Origin of the sequence: Micromonospora sp. WMMD1219 (genome assembly GCF_049315215.1) — a bacterium.
Taxonomy (GTDB): Bacteria; Actinomycetota; Actinomycetes; order Mycobacteriales; family Micromonosporaceae; genus Micromonospora; species Micromonospora tulbaghiae.
Window position 1 is genome coordinate 754,635 of sequence record NZ_CP186057.1, and the last position, 16,482, is coordinate 771,116.

Sequence of the window (16,482 nt, forward strand, 5' to 3'; positions counted from 1 at the left end):
TCCGTCGCTGTCGTTGTTGTTCCCGCACCTGACCCACCGGCCAGCGCGTCATTCAGCCCATCATCCCCACAGCCGTGCGCGGCTGCGGCGTCAGGGCATCGCCCACCCGGTCCACGAGCAGGGCCATCTCGTACCCGACCTGACCCACGTCGCAGCTCCGCGCCGCCAGCACCGCGAACGACGATCCGTCCGAGATGGACATCAGGAACAGGAAGCCGTTGTCCATCTCGACGACTGTCTGCAACACCGCCCCGCCCTCGAAGCAGCGGGCCGCGCCCTGGGTGAGGCTGACCAGACCGGACGCGATCGCGGCGAGCTGGTCGGCGCGGTCCCGCGGAAGGTCACGGGACGAGGCGAGAAGCAGGCCGTCGGCCGAGACCGCGACCGCGTGCGCCACACCGGGCACCCGGTCGGCGAAGTTGGCGAGCAGCCATCCGAGATCCTGCGTAGTAGTCATCCTTGTTGCTCCTTCTGCCCGCTCCCGGCCACCGGGCCTGAGTCAGACTGCGAGGACTGCTGCCCGCCCGGAGTGCCCTCCGGGCCGGTCGTGTTGCTGTCGGTGTTACGCCCGCGCTGCACGCCCCGATGGTAGGCCGAGAGCAGACCCCGGACCCCCTCCGGTGTACGTCGCTGCACCGACGCGGAAGGCTTGTCGATGCTGCCCGGCACGAGCTGCGCCATCGGCGTCCGCTTCGGCAGGCCCTTCTGGGTGGTCTCCGCGACCGGCACCTCGGTGGCCGCCGAGGCGGCACGCCAGCCGTCGTCGGCCGCGGTCTGCCACGGGGAGGAGCCCTGCGGCGACGCGGACGGCTGCCGGGTGGGCAACCCGCCGGTGTACGCGGGACGGGTGTTCCCGTTCGCCGCGCCGTTGTCACGCGGTGCTCCGCCGGCCGTCGGAGTGTGTGCCATCGGTGTGTTACCTGTCGTTGCGGGTGTCGTCTGCGGCACGGGCCGGCCGGCCGTGTCCACCTTGGCGAACTGCTGGGTGGCGGCGCCGCCGTTCGTCGTCGCGGCCGGTGCCGCCGACTCCTCGTTGGGCCCGGGCCGGCGGGTGCGGAACCACGCCGACTCCAGCTCCCGGAAGATCGGCAGCTCCATCGTCTCGTCCGCGTACCGCTGGCGGTTGCCCGCCTGCTGCGGCGTGGCCGGCCGCGACGCCGGTGCCGCCGGGGTGGCGGGCCGGGTCTCGGACGGCCGGCTCGCGGCCGGAGCGGCGGACGGCTGGCCGGCCGTCGGCCGCGGGGTGGCCGGCATCTCCGTGCGCGGCACCCGGGGCAGCTCGGTGGTCATGTCCATGCCGCTCGTCGGCCGTTCCGGCGCCGGCGCGGGCGTCGGCGCGACCGGGGGCCAGACCGGCGGTGCGCTGACACCCGGCGCGGGCATCGGGCGCGTCTGCGGCTGGTTCGCCGGCGGCGCGGAGGCCGGGTGACCGGCGGCGGGCTGTCCGGAGATCGGAGCGGCCGACGCGGGATGCCCGGAGACCGGGGCGGCCGAGACCGGACGGTACGGCAGCGGGTCGCCGGAGACCGGCGCCGCGGAGACCGGACGGCCCGAGAACGGGTCGCCGGAGACCGGTGCGGCCGAGACCGGGCGGTACGGGTTGCCGGAGACCGGTGCGCCGGAGACCGGGGGCAGCGGCGGCGCGGACACCGGCGGGACCGGCGGCGCGGAGACCGGCGGCGGGCTGTAGGGCCGCGCCTCCGGGCTGCTCGGGAGCTGGCGCGGGATCGCCGGCTGCTGGCCGCTGGTGCCCGGGTCGCCCTCGCCCGGGTTGCGCCGCTGCGGCAGCGGCTCGAATCCCTGGCCGTTGGAGGGCCGGGAGCCGAAACCGCCGTCCCCACCGGACGGGTTGGCGCCGGTCAGGTCGGACCAGGCCGGCATGGCCCGGCCGCCACCGGCGTTCGCCGGGGTGCCCGAGCCGTTGCGCGGCGCCGGGTCGAAGGCGCGGCCGCCGAGCGTGACCTGGTTGCCCGAGGAGCCCGGGTGCGGCGCCGGGGGCAGACCCGGCGGGTTGTTGTTGCCGAAGGCGGCCAGGGCGCCGAAGGCCGGCGTCGGTCCGCTCTGCTGCGGGGCGGCGGGCGGCAGGGCCGGCGCGCCCGGTCCACGGCCGGCCAGGGCACGCGGCACCAGGACCGAGGTCGGCATCGTCACGTCGGCGACGGTGCCCCGGTCGGCGCCCGGTCGCAGCTCGACCCGGACCCCGTGCCGGGCGGCCAGCCGCGCGACCACGACCAGGCCCATCATCCGGGAGACCGCGACGTCCACCTGCGGCGGCGTGGCCAGCCGCTCGTTGAGGTCACGGAGCTGCTCCGGGCTGATGCCGATGCCCCGGTCCTCCACGTAGAGCGAGGCGCGGTCACCGACCCGCCGGGCCTCCACCATGACCTGCGAGTCCGGCGGGGAGAAGGCGGTGGCGTTGTCGAACAGCTCGGCGACCAGGTGCACCAGGTCGTTGACCGCGTGGGCGGCGACCTCGATGTCCCGGTCGATCACGCCGAACTCGATCCGGGTGTAGTGCTCGACCTCGGACTGGGCGGCGCGGAGCACGTCGATCAGGGCGGCGGGCTCACGCTGCACACGGGTGGAGTCCGCGCCGGCGAGGACCAGCAGGTTCTCGTCGTTGCGGCGCATCCGGGTGGCCAGGTGGTCGAGCTGGAACAGCTCGGCCAGGCGGTCCGGGTCCTCCTCGCCGCGCTCCAGCCGGTCGAGGTGGCCGATCAGCCGGTCGACCAGGATCTGCGAACGGCGGGCCAGGTTGACGAACATGGTCGCGACCGACGCCCGCAGGGCGGCCTGCTCGGCGGCGGTCCGGACGGCCTCCAGGTGGACGGCGTTGAACGCCTCGGTCACCTGGCCGAACTCGTCCTTGCTGCGCACCGGCAGCGGCTCGGCGATCTGGTTCGCCAGTTGCACCGGGGATAGCTGGCCGGTCACCTGCGGGTCGCGCAGCCGGGCGACCGCCTGCGGCAGCCCGTACTGGGCCACCGCCAGGGCGCCCTGGCGCAGGTCGCGCAGCGAGCGGGCCATGGAGCGGGCCACCAGGTACGCGAACAGGATGGCCAGCAGCAGCATGGTGAGCAGCAGGCCGGTCTCCAGGAACACCTGGCGCTGGGTGTCCGAACGCAGTGCGTCGGCCTGCCGGACCACGTTGCCGTCGAGCCGGGCCTCCACGGTCCGGATCAGCTCGGCGTTGGCGACCATGGTCTGGTCCCACTGGTCCGACCCGAACGGGGCGTTCTCCATCGAGCCGCTGTTGTTGCCCGAGATGAAACTGGTGAAGCGGTCGGCCTTGCGCAGGTCCGGCCCGGAGACGGTCTGCTCGTAGAACAGCTTGTCGGGCTCGGTGGCGACGGCCTGGAAGGTTGCCAGCGACTGCGACTGGCCGGTGCCGCTGGCGATGAACTGCTCGCGCAGCGCGGCGGTGTACTGGTTCTGGGTGAGCGCCTGGTGGACCACGACCCGGCGCTGGGTCAGGTATTCCTTCTGCCGGGCCACGGCGGCCGCCGCGCGCATCCGGTCGCTCAGGTCGTTGTCGCCGGCGAGCTGGGTGGCCGAGTCGCGGATCGCCAGCAGGTCCTCGATCAGCTGCCGGTACGCCTGGTCGGCGTCATTGATCTTGAGCTTGCCGTTCAGCACCTGGCTGCGGGTCGCCGGCAGATCCTTGAGCTGGGTGTCGATCGTGTCCAGCAGCCCGACGAAGTTGCGGGGCAGGTCGTCGATCTCGCCACGCTGCCGCAGGTAGGACGACTTCCTCTGGTCCACCCGCTGGTTGGCGCGGTTGTAACCCTCCTGGTACTGCGCCCGGGTCTGGAACTCCTTCGCGCCGAGGAAGAGCACGGCACCGACCCGCTCGTCCTGCACGCTGTCGACCAGGTCACCCGAGTAGCCGATCAGATTGGCCAGATCCCCCGCCCGGTTGGCATTGTTGAGCGTCTCCAGGTGGTCGACGAGACCACTGGTGCCCACCACGACCGTGGCGATGGTCGGCACGATCATGATCAGACCGAGCTTGGACCAGATCGGCATGTCGCGCAGCCGACTCATCGGCCGGCGCAGCCGCGACAGGAAGGAGCCCGCCGTCGTTGGCCGTTTGCTCACGTCACCGCCCTCGCATTACCGCGCCCCGCGCCACCCTGAGGGCAACGCCGAGCGACCGACCCGGCGGGTCGGACCTCCGAGATTCCATCACGCCGCTCCGCAAAGAGAAAGACCAGGTTGTCCCTCACCGGAGGTGTGATGAGATGTTGATGCAATTTGATAGCAATCCGTCTGGCCGGAGTCACTGAAGGTAATGGAACACCCGCACCGCGTCGTCTTGCTCGCCGGCCCCTCCGGGTCGGGAAAGTCATACATAGCCCAGCGAACCGGACTTCCAGTGCTCTGCCTGGACGACTTCTACAAGGACGGCGATGACCCTACGTGTCCGCGTCGAAACGGACAGGTGGATTGGGAGTCCCCCTTGTCCTGGGATGCGGACACGGCGGTGCAAACAATCGCCCGACTGGCTCGTGAGGGCAAGGCCGAAGTGCCGGTTTATGCGATCGGCGCAGACCGTCGGGTAGCCACCCGGCCATTCGATGTCGACGGATCGCCAATCTTCGTCGCCGAGGGGATCTTCGCGGCCGAGATCGTGGCCGAGTGCCGGCGACTCGGGCTGCTCGCCGGGGCGTACGCGCTGCGCCGCCCGCGCGGAGCGACGTTCCTGCGCCGCCTCGCCCGGGACCTCGCCGAGCAGCGCAAGGCACCCCGGGTGCTGCTCCGGCGCGGGGTCGCGCTGCTGCGCGCCGAGCCGGCCGTGCTGCGCCGGCAGACCGGGCTGGGCGCCGAGGCGGCCCGGGCCGGGCAGGTGCTGCGCGGGGTGGCCGCACTGCTCTCCGGCCACCCCCGCCAGTCGTGATCAGCCGATCAGTTCGGCGTACGCCGGCTTGATCACCTCGTCGATGATCCGCAGCCGCTCGTCGAACGGGATGAACGCGCTCTTCATCGCGTTGATGGTGAACCACTGGAGTTCCTTCCAGCCGTAGCCGAAGGCCTCCACCAGCAGCGCCATCTCCCGCGACATCGAGGTGCCGCTCATCAGCCGGTTGTCGGTGTTCACCGTCACCCGGAACCGCAGGTCGCGCAGCAGCCCGATCGGGTGGTCGGCGATCGAGGCCGCGGCACCGGTCTGCACGTTCGACGACGGGCACAGCTCCAGCGGGATGCGCTTGTCCCGCACGTACGCGGCCAGCCGGCCCAGCACCGGCGGGTTGCCCGGGGTGATGTCGTCGACGATGCGTACGCCGTGGCCGAGCCGGTCGGCGCCGCACCACTGGATCGCCTGCCAGATGGACGGCAGGCCGAACGCCTCGCCGGCGTGGATGGTGAAGTGGAAGTTCTCCCGCTGGAGGTACTCGAACGCGTCCAGGTGCCGGGTGGGCGGGAAGCCCGCCTCGGCGCCGGCGATGTCGAAGCCGACCACCCCGGTGTCGCGGTGCCGTACGGCCAGCTCGGCGATCTCCTGCGAGCGGGCCGCGTGCCGCATCGCGGTCAGCAGCGTGCCGATCCGGATCGGGCTGCCCGCCTCGGCCGCCAGCGCGCTGCCCTCCCGGAACCCGGTGACCACCGCGTCGACCACCTCGTCCAGGGTCAGGTTCTGCTCCAGGTGCTGCTCCGGCGCGAACCGCACCTCGGCGTAGACCACACCGTCGGCGGCCAGGTCCAGCGCGCACTCGCGGGCGACCCGGCGCAACGCGGTGGCGGTCTGCATGACCGCCACCGTGTGCGCGAACGTCTCCAGGTAGCGCTCCAGCGAGCCGGAGTTCGCCGCCTCGGTGAACCAGACGCCGAGCGCCGCCGGGTCGGTGGTGGGCAGTTCGTGGCCGACCTCGGCGGCCAGCTCGACGATCGTCGCGGGCCGCAGGCCGCCGTCGAGGTGATCGTGCAGCAGCGCCTTCGGGACCTTGACGATGTCCTCGTACGAGATTGCGACCATGCTCAGACCCTAGTCACCCCCGGTACGGGCGCGGCGGTGGACCGGGCCGGTCAGGGCCGCCAGCCGTACACCCGCTCCACCGCGAGCCGCAGCACCACCCGCCCGTCGGCCACCATGGCGGCCCGGTAGTCGGCCCAGTCCGGGTGCTCGCCCCGGATCCGCCGGTACACCTCGACCAGTTCGTCGACTGTCGCGTCGTCGGTGGCGGCGGCCGGCGGGGTGAGCGTCACGGTGCCCTCGGCGACCGCGTACGCCCCGCCGTCGGCGGTGGTGACGTGGAAGCTGGCCCGGGGGTCGCGGCGCAGGTTGCGCACCTTCGCCCGGTCGCCGGTGGTGGAGCAGCGGATCAGGCCCGGCTCGGCCAGGTAGTCGAGGTTGGACAGCTGGGGACGGCCGTCCCGGCGCAGCGTGACGAGCACCCCGCGCCCGCGCTCGCCGAACAGCTCCCAGAGCCGGGCGCTCACGGCGCTCACGCGTTCACCCGCAGCGGCGCGAGCGCGGCGGCCAGCCGGGCGAGCTGGTCGAGCATGAGCGCGGCGGCCTCCTCCCGGCCCGGGTCGGGTCGCAGCTCGCCCGACTCGTCCAGCGCCTGCCGCAGGAAGACGACCACCTGGTCGTTGACCGGGGTCATGTTCAGCGTGGTCACCACCTGCTTGATCATCTGCACCGCGCGCAGGCCGCCGGAGGTCATGCCGTAGCTGACGAAGCCCACCGGCTTGTGCTGCCACTCGTGGTAGAGGTAGTCGATCGCGTTCTTCAGCGGGGCGCTGAAGCCGTAGTTGTACTCCGGCATCACCAGGACGAAGGCGTCTCCGGCGTCGATCTCGGCGCCCCAGGCGCGGGTGTGCTCGTGCAGGTAGACCCGCTCGGACGGGTGGTGCGGCTCGTCGTGGAAGGGCAACCCGATCTCGGCCAGGTCGAGGAGGCGTACCTCGTCGAAGCCGGCGTGGCGGACGGCGGCCTCGGTGAACCAGTCACCGATGCGGCGGCCGACCCGGCCGGGGCGGGTGCTGGCGACGACGACGTTCAGGCGGGGCATGGTGAGGTCACTCCTGTCGGGGCGGCGGCCGGGGCCGGCGTGGTGAGTCGGGGAACGAACCAGGCGACGATCGGCCCGATGCCGATCGCGTAGAGCAGGGTGCCGGGGCCGACGGCGCCGCCGAGCAGCCACCCGACCGCCAGCACCGTCACCTCGATCCCGGTGCGGGCCGGGCCGAGCGGCAGGCCGCGGGCGGCCAGGCCGGTCATCAGCCCGTCCCGCGGGCCGGGGCCGAGCCGGGCGCCGAGGTAGAGCGCGGTGGCGAGGCCGTTGAGCAGGACGCCCGCGGCCAGCAGGCCGATCCGGCCGGCGAGCGGGTCGACCGGCGGCAGCAGGGCCAGCGTCGCGTCGAGAGCCAGGCCGACGAGCGCGACGTTCGCCACGGTGCCGATGCCCGGACGCTGCCGCAACGGGATCCACAGCAGCAGCACCAGCAGCGCCACGCCGTTGACCAGCAGGCCCATCGGCAGGCCGGTGCGGTCGGCGAGGCCCTGGTGCAGCACGTCCCAGGACGCGAGCCCGAGGTCGGCGCGGACCATCAGCGCGACGCTGACGCCGAACAGAGCCAGGCCGGTGAGCAGCCGCACCAGCCGGGACGGCAGTTTGGTTGACATGTCATCAACCTAGGCCGCAACTTGGTGACATGTCAACAACACCGGTAGGATCGGCGCATGGACGAACCGCGCTGGCTGGACGAGCAGGAGAACCGCGCGTGGCGCGGCTACCGCCGCATGCGCCGCCTGCTCGACCTGGAACTGGCCCGGGAGCTGATGCAGGACGCCGGCCTCTCCGAGCCGGACTACGACGTCCTGAGCGACCTGTCCGAGACCCCTGAACAACGACTCCGGCTCAGCGAACTCGCCGACCGGATGCTCTGGTCCCGCAGCCGCCTGTCCCACCACATCTCCCGGATGCAGCAACGCGGCCTGGTCAGCCGGGAGGAGTGCGCCACCGACGGCCGCGGCTCGGTCGTCGTGCTCACCCCGGCCGGGCGCCGGGCCGTCGAAGCCGCCGCGCCCGGGCACGTGGCCGCCGTCCGCCGGCACCTGATCGACCGGCTCACCCCGGCCGAGGTGGCCGCGCTCGGCACGCTCAGCCAACGGGTGATCGACCACCTCACCGGCCGTCCCACCGGCCGCCCGGAAGCAGCGGAGGGCTGAGCCGTGGACGACCGCGTCCTCGCCCGGCTGCGCTGCCCGGTCTGCGCCGAACCGCTCGCCGAGGCCACCGCCGGCACCGCCCGCGCGCTGCGCTGTCCGCGCGGGCACAGCTTCGACATCGCCCGGCAGGGATACGTGAACCTGCTCGCCGGTCGCGCCCCGCACACCGGGGACAGCGCCGAGATGGTCGCCGCCCGCGCCGGCTTCCTCGCCGCCGGCCACTACGACACCGTCGCCGCCGCGCTCGCCGGCACCGCGGTACGCGTCGCGGGCTCCGACCCGTACCCCCTGGTGGTCGATGCCGGCGCCGGCACCGGGCACTACCTCGCGGCGGTGCTGGCGGCGCTGCCGGACGCCGCCGGCCTGGCCCTGGACGTCTCCAAGCCGGCGCTGCGCCGCGCGGCCCGGGCGCACCCGCGGGCCGCCGCCGCGCTGGCCGACACGTGGCAGCGGCTGCCGCTGGCCGACCGGTCCACCGCCGTGCTGCTGAACGTGTTCGCGCCGCGCAACGGCCCCGAGTTCCACCGGGTGCTCGACCCCGGCGGCGCGCTGCTGGTGGTCACCCCGGCCGCCGACCACCTCACCGAGCTCGTCGACGCGCTGGACCTGCTGCGGGTGGACCCGGACAAGGCCGACCGGGTCGCCGGCAGCCTCGGCGGCCACTTCGCCGAGGAGTCCGCGACCGGGCACCGGGCCCGGCTCGCGCTCACCCGCGCCGAGGTGACCACGCTCGTCGGGATGGGACCGAGCGCCTGGCACGCCGACCCGCGACGGCTCGCCGCGCGCATCGCCGCGCTGCCCGAGCCGGTGCCGGTCACGCTCTCGGTCCGGCTCGGCGTGCACCGCCCGCGCTGACCCGCCTCAGGTGGAGAGGTCGACCTCTTCCCAGCCCGGCGGTTCGTCGTGGTACGGCCCACGCAGCACCACCGCCCACTCCAGCGCCCACCGGCGCTGCCCGATCGCGTTCGCGTCCACCAGCCCCGGCAGCGCGCCGCCGGCCTTCTCGGTCTCCAGGTACGCCCAGTCCAGGCAGTAGTGCAGGTCGAGCAGGGCCGCGGCGTCACCGGGATGCTGCGGCGCGGCCAGGATCCGGGCCCGCCACTGGCCGAACGTCTCCCCCGCGACCAGGTTCGGCATCCGCTCGACCAGCCGCTCGTCCACCGGCACCGTCGGGTCCAGTTCCTTGGCCAGTCCGAGCACCCAGGCCAGCGAGAACAAGGCGTCGTGGTGCAGCACGAACGACCTGTGGTCGCCCCGGCCGCCCATCACGAACTGCCACTCCGGCGGCGTCACCGAGTCGACCAGGTGCGACTCCAGCAGCCAGCCCGTCGCCGCCCGCGCGGGCATCCCGAAGCAGCGGGCCAGGATCACGTGCAGCACCGCGATCCGCGCCTCGATCTCCGGGGTCGGACGCAGTTCGATCTCGTCGCCCGGCTCCCACACCAGCGGGAACTGCGGCGGCGGCAGCGGAAGACCCAGCCGGGACAACTCGTCCAGGCTCGCCTCCCGGACGGCCCGGGGATCGGGAGCGGGTACGCGCACGGTCAAGCCCCTGTCTGCTCACCTCGGCTCGTCGCCGGCCGATCCCCCCTGGCCTGGGAGGATAGCGGCTCCGGCCGGGCCGGCACCATGGCCGGTCCCGGTCAGCCGATCCGCTCGACGACGAGAGGCGCAGTCTCCGGCGCGTCCGACGCGATCCGTACCGCCCGGCGCGCCTCGGCCAGCGCGGCCGGGATCCGCTCGGCGTGCTCGGCGCGCAGCTCGAACAGCGGGTCACCGGCGCGCACCCGGTCACCGGGACGCCGGTGCAGCACCACGCCGGCCGGGATGCTCACCGGGTCCTCCTTGCGGGCCCGGCCCGCGCCGAGCCGCCAGGCCGCGACCCCGATGGCGTACGCGTCGACCTCGGCGACCCACCCGTCCTCGGCCGCGGTGACCACCTCGACCTCGTTCGCGACGGGCATCGGGGCGTCCGGGTCACCGCCCTGCGCCCGGATCATCGTGCGCCAGGAGTCCATCGCCCGGCCGTCCCGCAGCGCCGCGGCCGGGTCGGCGTCCGGCAGGCCGGCCGCGTCGAGCATCTCCCGGGCCAGCGCCAGCGTCAGCTCCACCACGTCGGCCGGACCGCCACCGGCGAGCACCTCCACCGACTCGGTCACCTCGACCGCGTTGCCCACGGCCAGGCCCAGCGGGGTGGACATGTCGGTGAGCAGGGCGACGGTCCGCACACCGTGCGCACCGCCCAGCTCGACCATGGTGCGGGCCAGCTCGCGGGCGTCGTCGACGTTCTTCATGAAGGCACCGGAGCCGACCTTCACGTCGAGCACCAGCGCGCCGGTCCCCTCGGCGATCTTCTTGCTCATGATCGAGCTGGCGATCAGCGGGATCGCCTCGACAGTGCCGGTGACGTCGCGCAGCGCGTACAGCTTGCGGTCGGCCGGGGCGAGCCCGTCGCCGGCCGCGCAGATCACCGCGCCCACGTCGCGGAGCTGGGCGATGAACTCGTCGTTGGTGAGCGCCGCCCGCCAGCCCGGGATCGACTCCAGCTTGTCCAGCGTGCCGCCGGTGTGGCCCAGGCCCCGGCCGGACAGCTGCGGCACCGCCGCGCCGCACGCGGCCACCAGCGGGGTCAGCGGCAGGGTGATCTTGTCACCGACGCCGCCGGTGGAGTGCTTGTCCACGGTCGGCCGGGACACCGGCGACAGGTCGAGCCGCTCGCCGCTGGCGATCATGGCGGCCGTCCACCGGGCGATCTCCGGCGCGGTCATGCCGCGCAGCAGGATCGCCATGGCCAGCGCCGACATCTGCTCGTCGGCGACCAGACCCTTGGTGTACGCGTCGACCACCCAGTCGATCTGCCCGTCGCTCAGCACACCCCCGTCCCGCTTCGCCCGGATGACGTCAACCGCCGTAAAAGCACTCACCTTTGAGTTCCCATCAATAGATCAACAATCGCCACGGCCACGCCCCCGCGAACGGTGACCAGGTCCGGCCGGGGCCGACCGTGCCCGGCGGAGGGATCAAGCCTGACCGCCCGGAGCCGGGCACGGTCGGCCCCGGCCCCCACCGCAACCGGACTTAACCCGACGCAACCCGGTCTCAACCCCAGCGAACCGGAATCTCCGAAGGAGGCTCACCCTCACCAGCCCAGAAGATCGTGCCCGAGGCGTCCACCACCACCACGCGCGGCGTCCGAGCCAGCCCCCACTCGATCGCCCCGGCCGGGTCGTCCCAGGTCGAGCCCTCCTCCAGCACACCGGTCTCGGCGTCCGCGGTGTCACCGGACGACCGCTCCCAGTACGTCGTCCAGACCTGCTGCCCGGCGGACAGGTCGGGGTGCACGAACACGGTGCCCCGGCCCCGCCAGGCGGCCAGCCGGTCCGGCACCACAGGCACCGGATGCTCGCCGGTCACCGCCTCGATGTCGGCCACGTCGAAGGCGTGCGGCAGCAGCTCCGCCATCCGCAGCGGGCCGCCCTTCGCCTCGACCAGGCACTCCGGGCCGCCCTGCTCCCAGAGCAGCTGCCGGCACCGGCCGCACGGCATCAGCGGCTCACCGGTGGCGTCGACGCAGGACAGCGCCACGATCCGGCCCCCGCCGGTCGCGTGCAGCTGCGAGACCACGCCGCACTCGGCGCAGAGCGTGACGCCGTACCCGGCGTTCTCCACGTTGCAGCCGACGACGACCCGGCCGTCGTCGACGAGCGCGGCGGCACCCACCGGGAACTTCGAGTACGGCACGTAGGCGTGCCGCATCACCTCGGTGGCGGCGGTACGCAACCGCTCCCAGTCGATCTCCATCACGACTCCCATTCTGCCCAATTCACGCCCGATCGGTCGCGAGCGCGGCCGGAGACGACGATGCCCGGCGGGTCGCCCCGCCGGGCACGGTGTCGCCGCGGGCGGTCAGCCCTTGATGTACGGCTTGCCGTCGGCGGCCGGCGCCCGGACCTTGCCGACCAGCCCGGCCACGGCCAGGATCGTCGCCAGGTACGGCAGCATCGCCAGGAACTGGCTCGGGATGCTGCTGCCGATCGCGCCCAGGTAGGTGGCGAGCTGGTCGGCGAAGCCGAAGAACAGCGCCGCGAGCAGCGCGCCGGTCGGGCTCCACCGGCCGAAGATCAGCGCGGCCAGGGCGATGAAGCCCTTACCGCCGATCATGTTCTTGGTGAACGAGTAGAGCGCCAGCGTGTACGAGGCGCCGCCGACACCGGCCACCAGACCGGCCAGGATCACGTTGCGGTAGCGCAGCCGCAGCACCTTCACGCCCAGCGTGTCCGCGGCGGTCGGGTGCTCGCCCACCGAGCGGGTCCGCAGGCCCCACCGGGTACGGAACAGCGCCAGGTGGATGACGAGCACCAGCAGCAGGCCGAGGTAGAGGAAGATGTTGCCCCGGAACAGCGCCGGACCGAGCAGCGGGATGTCGGACAGCAGCGGGATCTCCCAGTTGCTGAACCGGGGCGCGCTGTTGTACTTCGCCGCGTCGGTCTGCATCAGCCGCTCGTAGAGGAAGCCGGTGATGCCGACCGCGAGCAGGTTGAGCACGATGCCCATGACCACCTGGTCGACCAGGTAGCGGATGGAGAACACGGCCAGCAGGAACGAGATGAACGCGCCGCCGATGGCGGCGGCCACCAGGCCCACCCAGACGCTGCCGGACATGCTGCCGAACAGCGCGCCGGAGAAGGCGCCCATCAGGAGCTGGCCCTCGATCGCCACGTTCACCACGCCGGAACGCTCGCAGAGCACACCGGCGAGCGCACCGAAGATCAGCGGCAGGGCCAGGATGAACGTGCCGCGGACGACGTTCACCAGCGGCATGAAGTTGCGGCCCTCGGGCGCGGCGGAGACCTGCCAGCACAGGAAGCTCAGCACGAAGGCGACCAGCCCGGCGCCGAGCAGCAGCGTGAACCAGCGCTTCGGCACACCGGCCAGCAGCGCCCCTCCGGCCGCGGCGGTGATCAGCCCGAACAGGATCGCGCCGACCGTACCGTTGATCTCCAGGGCGGCCCCGCCCTCGGTCTCGCTGAGCGTGAACCGCGCGTGCTGGTCGGTCGCGAGCGCGCCGAACAGCACCGCCGCGAGCACGCCGAGCGCCAGCAGGACCGCGCCGATCTTCCGGTTGCGGGTCCAGAAACCCTCGTCGACCGCGGTAACGGCGACCTCGGGGACAGCGGTGGTGGACATGCTCACCAGCCCTTCGCGAGGCTCGTCTGCAACCGGGCGGCGCGGGCCGCCCGGAGCTGGAAGATCGTCTTCACCAGGGCAGGCGCGGCGATGAAGATGACGATGAGCGCCTGGAGCACGGTGACCAGTTCCAGCGAGATGCCGGAGTACGACTGCATCCGGTTGCCACCGGCCTGGAGCGCGCCGAACAGCAGCGCGGCCAGCAGCACACCCCACGGCTTCACGCGGCCGAGCAGCGCGACCAGGATGCCGTCGAAGCCGATCTGCGCGATCACCAGCGGGGTCAGCGCGGTCGCTGTGGTGCCGAGCACCATGGTCGAGCCGCCCAGGCCGGCCAGCATGCCCGCGAACACCATCACCAGCACGTACGTCTTGGTCACGCTGATGCCGGCGGTGCGGGCCGCGTCCGGGTTCGCGCCCACGGCCCGCAGCTCGAAGCCGAGCGTGGAGCGGTTGAGCAGCCAGGCGATGAACCAGGTGGCCGCCACCGCGAGCAGGATGCCGGCGTGCACCCGCAGGTCGTCGCCGAGCAGGCGGGGCAACTGCGCGGAGGAGTCGACCGGCTTGCTGATGGCGTCCGACCGGTTCGGGTTCTGCACCCCGTTCTGGACGATGATCCAGGACAGGAAGTAGACCGCCACGTAGTTGAGCATGATCGTGTTGATCACCTCGTGCGCGCCGGCCCGTGCCTTCAGGATGCCGGGGATGAAGCCCCAGAGCGCGCCGCCGAGCGCGCCGGCGATCAGCGCCACCAGCAGGTGCACGACGGGCGGCAGCGGCAGCGCGAAGCCGGCCACGGCGGCCAGGATGACGGCGATCGTCGCCTGGCCCTGGGCGCCGATGTTGAACAGGCCGCCGCGGAAGGCGAGCGCCACCGACAGACCGGTGAAGACGAGCGGCGCGGCGTAGGTGAGCGTCTCCGAGATCGGGCTGAGGGCGGCGGTGAAGCCGACCGCCTCCGGGTCGAAGATCGCGCCCTTGAACAGGTTCGCGTACGCCTCGCTGACCACCGTCCAGCTGGCGTTCAGCGCGTCCGTGGGACGGGCCGTGATGTAGCTGTAGGTGGCGAGCACCTCCGGGTCGGACACGATGATCAGCACCGCGCCGACCACCATGGCCAGCAGCACCGCGAGCACCGTCACGGTGAACGTGTTGGACGCCCAGAGGTTGTCCAGGAACATCCGGCCCATGCTCGGGCGGGACTCTCCGCCCGGAGCCGGCTTCTTCGCGGTCGCGGTGGCGGGCACCGTCTGCTCGGTGTCACCGGCCGGCTGCGTCGGCGTCGCCCGGGCCTCGCTCAGCGACTCCTGCGCCTCGGTCGCCGGCTCCTTGTCCGGTGAGCCCGAGTCGGGGTTCGGGTTGGTCATGCCTCGTCCTCGTTGCCAGGGCCGTCCTCGGTCGCGGTGGCGGCGTCCGGGGTGGCGGCGTCCGGGGTGATGCCGGCCATCAGCAGGCCGATCTCCTCGCGCGGGGTGTCCGGGCCGACGATGCCGATGATCCGGCCGCGGTACATGACCGCGATCCGGTCGGCCAGGCCGATCACCTCGTCCAGTTCGCTGGAGACCACCATGACCGCGGTGCCGATGTCCCGCTCGCGGATGACCCGGCTGTGGATGAACTCGATCGAGCCGACGTCCACGCCCCGGGTGGGCTGGGCGGCGATGAAGAGCTTCAGCGGCCGGGACAGTTCCCGGGCCACGATCACCTTCTGCTGGTTGCCGCCGGAGAGCGTGCCGACCGCCGCGTCGGCCGAGGAGGTGCGGACGTCGAACTGCTCGATCCGCTCCCGCGCCGACTTCGCGATGGCGTCGGGCTTGAGCGACAGGCCCTTGCCGAACGGCGGCCGGTCGTAGATGTCCAGCACCAGGTTCTCCGCCACGGAGAACTCCTTGACCAGGCCGTCCACGCTGCGGTCCTCCGGCACGTAGCCGACGCCGGCGCGGAGCACCTTCTTGGTCGACCAGCCGTGCGTCGGTTCGCCGTCGAGGCTGATCGTGCCGGCGAGCACCGGGCGCAGGCCCATGATCGCCTCGATCAGCTCGGTCTGGCCGTTGCCCTGCACGCCCGCCACGCCGAGCACCTCACCGGCGTGCACGGTCAGGTCGACGCCGTCGACCGCGCGTACCTGCCGGTCGTCGTCCACGACCAGGCCGGCGACCTCCAGGATCGGCTTACCAGGGGTGGCCGGCTTCTTGTCCACGGTCAGCCGGACGCTGCGTCCCACCATCAGCGCGGCCAGCTCGTCCCGGCTGGCGCTCGGCTCGGCGGTGCCGACCGTCTTCCCGCGCCGGATCACGGTGATCCGGTCGGCGATGGCCTTCACCTCGCCCAGCTTGTGGGTGATGAACACGATCGACTTGCCGGCGGCCTTGAGCGACCGCATGACGGTGAGCAGTTCCTCGGTCTCCTGCGGCGTGAGCACGGCCGTGGGCTCGTCGAGGATCAGCAGGTCGACGTCGCGGGTGAGGGCCTTGACGATCTCCACCCGCTGCTGGATGCCGACCGGCAGGTCCTCGATCACCGCGTCCGGGTCGACCCGCAGGTTGTACCGCTCGGAGACCTCGGCGACCTCGCGCCGGGCGCGCCGCCGGTCGAGAATGCCGGCGAACGGCCCCCTGACCTGCTCGGCGCCGAGCATCACGTTCTCGGCCACGGTGAAGACCGGCACCAGCATGAAGTGCTGGTGCACCATCCCGATCCCGGCGGCGATCGCGTCCGACGGGCCCTTCAGCTTCAGCGGCTTGCCGTCGACCAGGATCTCGCCCTCGTCCGGCTGGTAGAGGCCGTAGAGCACGTTCATCAGGGTCGACTTGCCGGCGCCGTTCTCGCCGAGCAGGGCGTGGATCTCTCCAGGCTCCACCGTCAGGTCGATGTGGTCGTTGGCGACCAGATCACCGAACCGTTTGGTGATGCCGCGCAGTTCGAGTCTCAGCGCAACCTCCTGGAGTGCGAGCGATGGTGCAGCGTAGCGACCTGCCGCGCCGCCACCACGCCGGGTGGGGATGTTCCGGGGGATTCAAGGTGATCGGCCGCCCCGGCACCGGGGGTACCTTCCCCGTGGCGCCGGGACGGCCGGATCGTCAGAGCTGGTGCCCGCCGGCCCTCGCTGCCGATGATGGCAC

Annotated in this window: 15 protein-coding genes; 3 read left to right on the forward strand and 12 right to left on the reverse strand. The window is 72.7% G+C overall.

What is annotated here, in order from left to right:
* Positions 1–52: 52 nt before the first annotated feature.
* Positions 53–457: a roadblock/LC7 domain-containing protein gene (locus tag ACN27C_RS03525; protein WP_013283992.1), complete on the reverse strand. Its 405-nt coding sequence runs from the start codon at positions 455–457 to the stop codon at positions 53–55.
* On the reverse strand, positions 454–4,098 hold the full coding sequence (locus ACN27C_RS03530; RefSeq protein WP_120571684.1) for a nitrate- and nitrite sensing domain-containing protein: 3,645 nt from the start codon (positions 4,096–4,098) through the stop codon (positions 454–456). The genes ACN27C_RS03525 and ACN27C_RS03530 overlap by 4 nt, the downstream gene beginning before the upstream one ends.
* 532 nt (positions 4,099–4,630) lie before the next feature.
* Between ACN27C_RS03530 and ACN27C_RS03535 the strand changes: the two genes are divergently transcribed.
* Entirely contained in the window at positions 4,631–4,897 is a 267-nt protein-coding gene (locus ACN27C_RS03535) for a hypothetical protein (RefSeq protein WP_228531240.1), read from the forward strand.
* On the opposite strand, the gene ACN27C_RS03540 is transcribed toward ACN27C_RS03535, so the two are convergent.
* Genes ACN27C_RS03540 through ACN27C_RS03555 form a run of 4 tightly spaced genes read right to left on the reverse strand, consistent with a single transcriptional unit; the run spans position 4,898 to position 7,627 of the window.
* Positions 4,898–5,974, reverse strand: a complete 1,077-nt coding sequence (locus ACN27C_RS03540; protein WP_120571686.1) for an adenosine deaminase — start codon at positions 5,972–5,974, stop codon at positions 4,898–4,900.
* Between the two features lie 50 nt (positions 5,975–6,024).
* Entirely contained in the window at positions 6,025–6,447 is a 423-nt protein-coding gene (locus ACN27C_RS03545) for a PPOX class F420-dependent oxidoreductase (protein ID WP_047892650.1), read from the reverse strand.
* On the reverse strand, positions 6,444–7,013 hold the full coding sequence (locus tag ACN27C_RS03550; RefSeq protein WP_422750424.1) for an NADPH-dependent FMN reductase: 570 nt from the start codon (positions 7,011–7,013) through the stop codon (positions 6,444–6,446). Before ACN27C_RS03550 ends, ACN27C_RS03545 begins: the two co-directional genes overlap by 4 nt.
* Positions 7,001–7,627, reverse strand: coding sequence for a YczE/YyaS/YitT family protein (locus tag ACN27C_RS03555; protein ID WP_422750425.1), 627 nt, complete (start codon positions 7,625–7,627; stop codon positions 7,001–7,003). The genes ACN27C_RS03550 and ACN27C_RS03555 overlap by 13 nt, the downstream gene beginning before the upstream one ends.
* 57 nt (positions 7,628–7,684) lie before the next feature.
* On the opposite strand from ACN27C_RS03555, the gene ACN27C_RS03560 reads away from it, so the two are divergent.
* Positions 7,685–8,173 carry a MarR family winged helix-turn-helix transcriptional regulator gene (locus tag ACN27C_RS03560; protein ID WP_121683549.1) on the forward strand — a complete coding sequence of 163 codons (489 nt, stop codon included), beginning with the start codon at positions 7,685–7,687 and terminating at the stop codon, positions 8,171–8,173.
* 3 nt (positions 8,174–8,176) lie between these two features.
* On the forward strand, positions 8,177–9,028 hold the full coding sequence (locus tag ACN27C_RS03565; protein WP_422750426.1) for a putative RNA methyltransferase: 852 nt from the start codon (positions 8,177–8,179) through the stop codon (positions 9,026–9,028).
* Positions 9,029–9,034: 6 nt separating this feature from the next.
* On the opposite strand, the gene ACN27C_RS03570 is transcribed toward ACN27C_RS03565, so the two are convergent.
* The 6 genes from ACN27C_RS03570 to ACN27C_RS03595 form a co-directional block, all read right to left on the reverse strand.
* Positions 9,035–9,715 (reverse strand): DUF4272 domain-containing protein, encoded by a 681-nt coding sequence (locus tag ACN27C_RS03570; RefSeq protein ID WP_128136722.1) that lies wholly within the window; start codon positions 9,713–9,715, stop codon positions 9,035–9,037.
* 101 nt (positions 9,716–9,816) lie between these two features.
* Entirely contained in the window at positions 9,817–11,097 is a 1,281-nt protein-coding gene (locus ACN27C_RS03575; RefSeq protein ID WP_358176479.1) for a thymidine phosphorylase, read from the reverse strand.
* Between the two features lie 175 nt (positions 11,098–11,272).
* Positions 11,273–11,974, reverse strand: a complete 702-nt coding sequence (locus tag ACN27C_RS03580) for a cytidine deaminase (protein WP_120573979.1) — start codon at positions 11,972–11,974, stop codon at positions 11,273–11,275.
* Between the two features lie 105 nt (positions 11,975–12,079).
* A complete protein-coding gene (locus ACN27C_RS03585) occupies positions 12,080–13,360 on the reverse strand; it encodes an ABC transporter permease (RefSeq protein ID WP_120571694.1) in 1,281 nt (426 codons plus the stop codon).
* A gap of 2 nt (positions 13,361–13,362) precedes the next feature.
* Positions 13,363–14,550, reverse strand: a complete 1,188-nt coding sequence (locus ACN27C_RS03590; protein ID WP_374668855.1) for an ABC transporter permease — start codon at positions 14,548–14,550, stop codon at positions 13,363–13,365.
* Positions 14,551–14,723: 173 nt separating this feature from the next.
* Entirely contained in the window at positions 14,724–16,292 is a 1,569-nt protein-coding gene (locus ACN27C_RS03595; protein WP_199733079.1) for an ABC transporter ATP-binding protein, read from the reverse strand.
* Positions 16,293–16,482: the final 190 nt, after the last annotated feature.

Bases quoted from the DNA above. Each gene is read 5' to 3' on its own strand.
- ACN27C_RS03555 (WP_422750425.1), bottom strand. From the start codon at position 7,627: ATGTCAACCAAACTGCCGTCCCGGCTGGTGCGGCTGCTCACCGGCCTG.
- ACN27C_RS03540 (WP_120571686.1), bottom strand. From the start codon at position 5,974: ATGGTCGCAATCTCGTACGAGGACATCGTCAAGGTCCCGAAGGCGCTG.
- ACN27C_RS03560 (WP_121683549.1), top strand. From the start codon at position 7,685: ATGGACGAACCGCGCTGGCTGGACGAGCAGGAGAACCGCGCGTGGCGC.
- ACN27C_RS03580 (WP_120573979.1), bottom strand. From the start codon at position 11,974: ATGGAGATCGACTGGGAGCGGTTGCGTACCGCCGCCACCGAGGTGATG.
- ACN27C_RS03585 (WP_120571694.1), bottom strand. From the start codon at position 13,360: ATGTCCACCACCGCTGTCCCCGAGGTCGCCGTTACCGCGGTCGACGAG.
- ACN27C_RS03525 (WP_013283992.1), bottom strand. From the start codon at position 457: ATGACTACTACGCAGGATCTCGGATGGCTGCTCGCCAACTTCGCCGAC.
- ACN27C_RS03590 (WP_374668855.1), bottom strand. From the start codon at position 14,550: ATGGGCCGGATGTTCCTGGACAACCTCTGGGCGTCCAACACGTTCACC.
- ACN27C_RS03550 (WP_422750424.1), bottom strand. From the start codon at position 7,013: ATGCCCCGCCTGAACGTCGTCGTCGCCAGCACCCGCCCCGGCCGGGTC.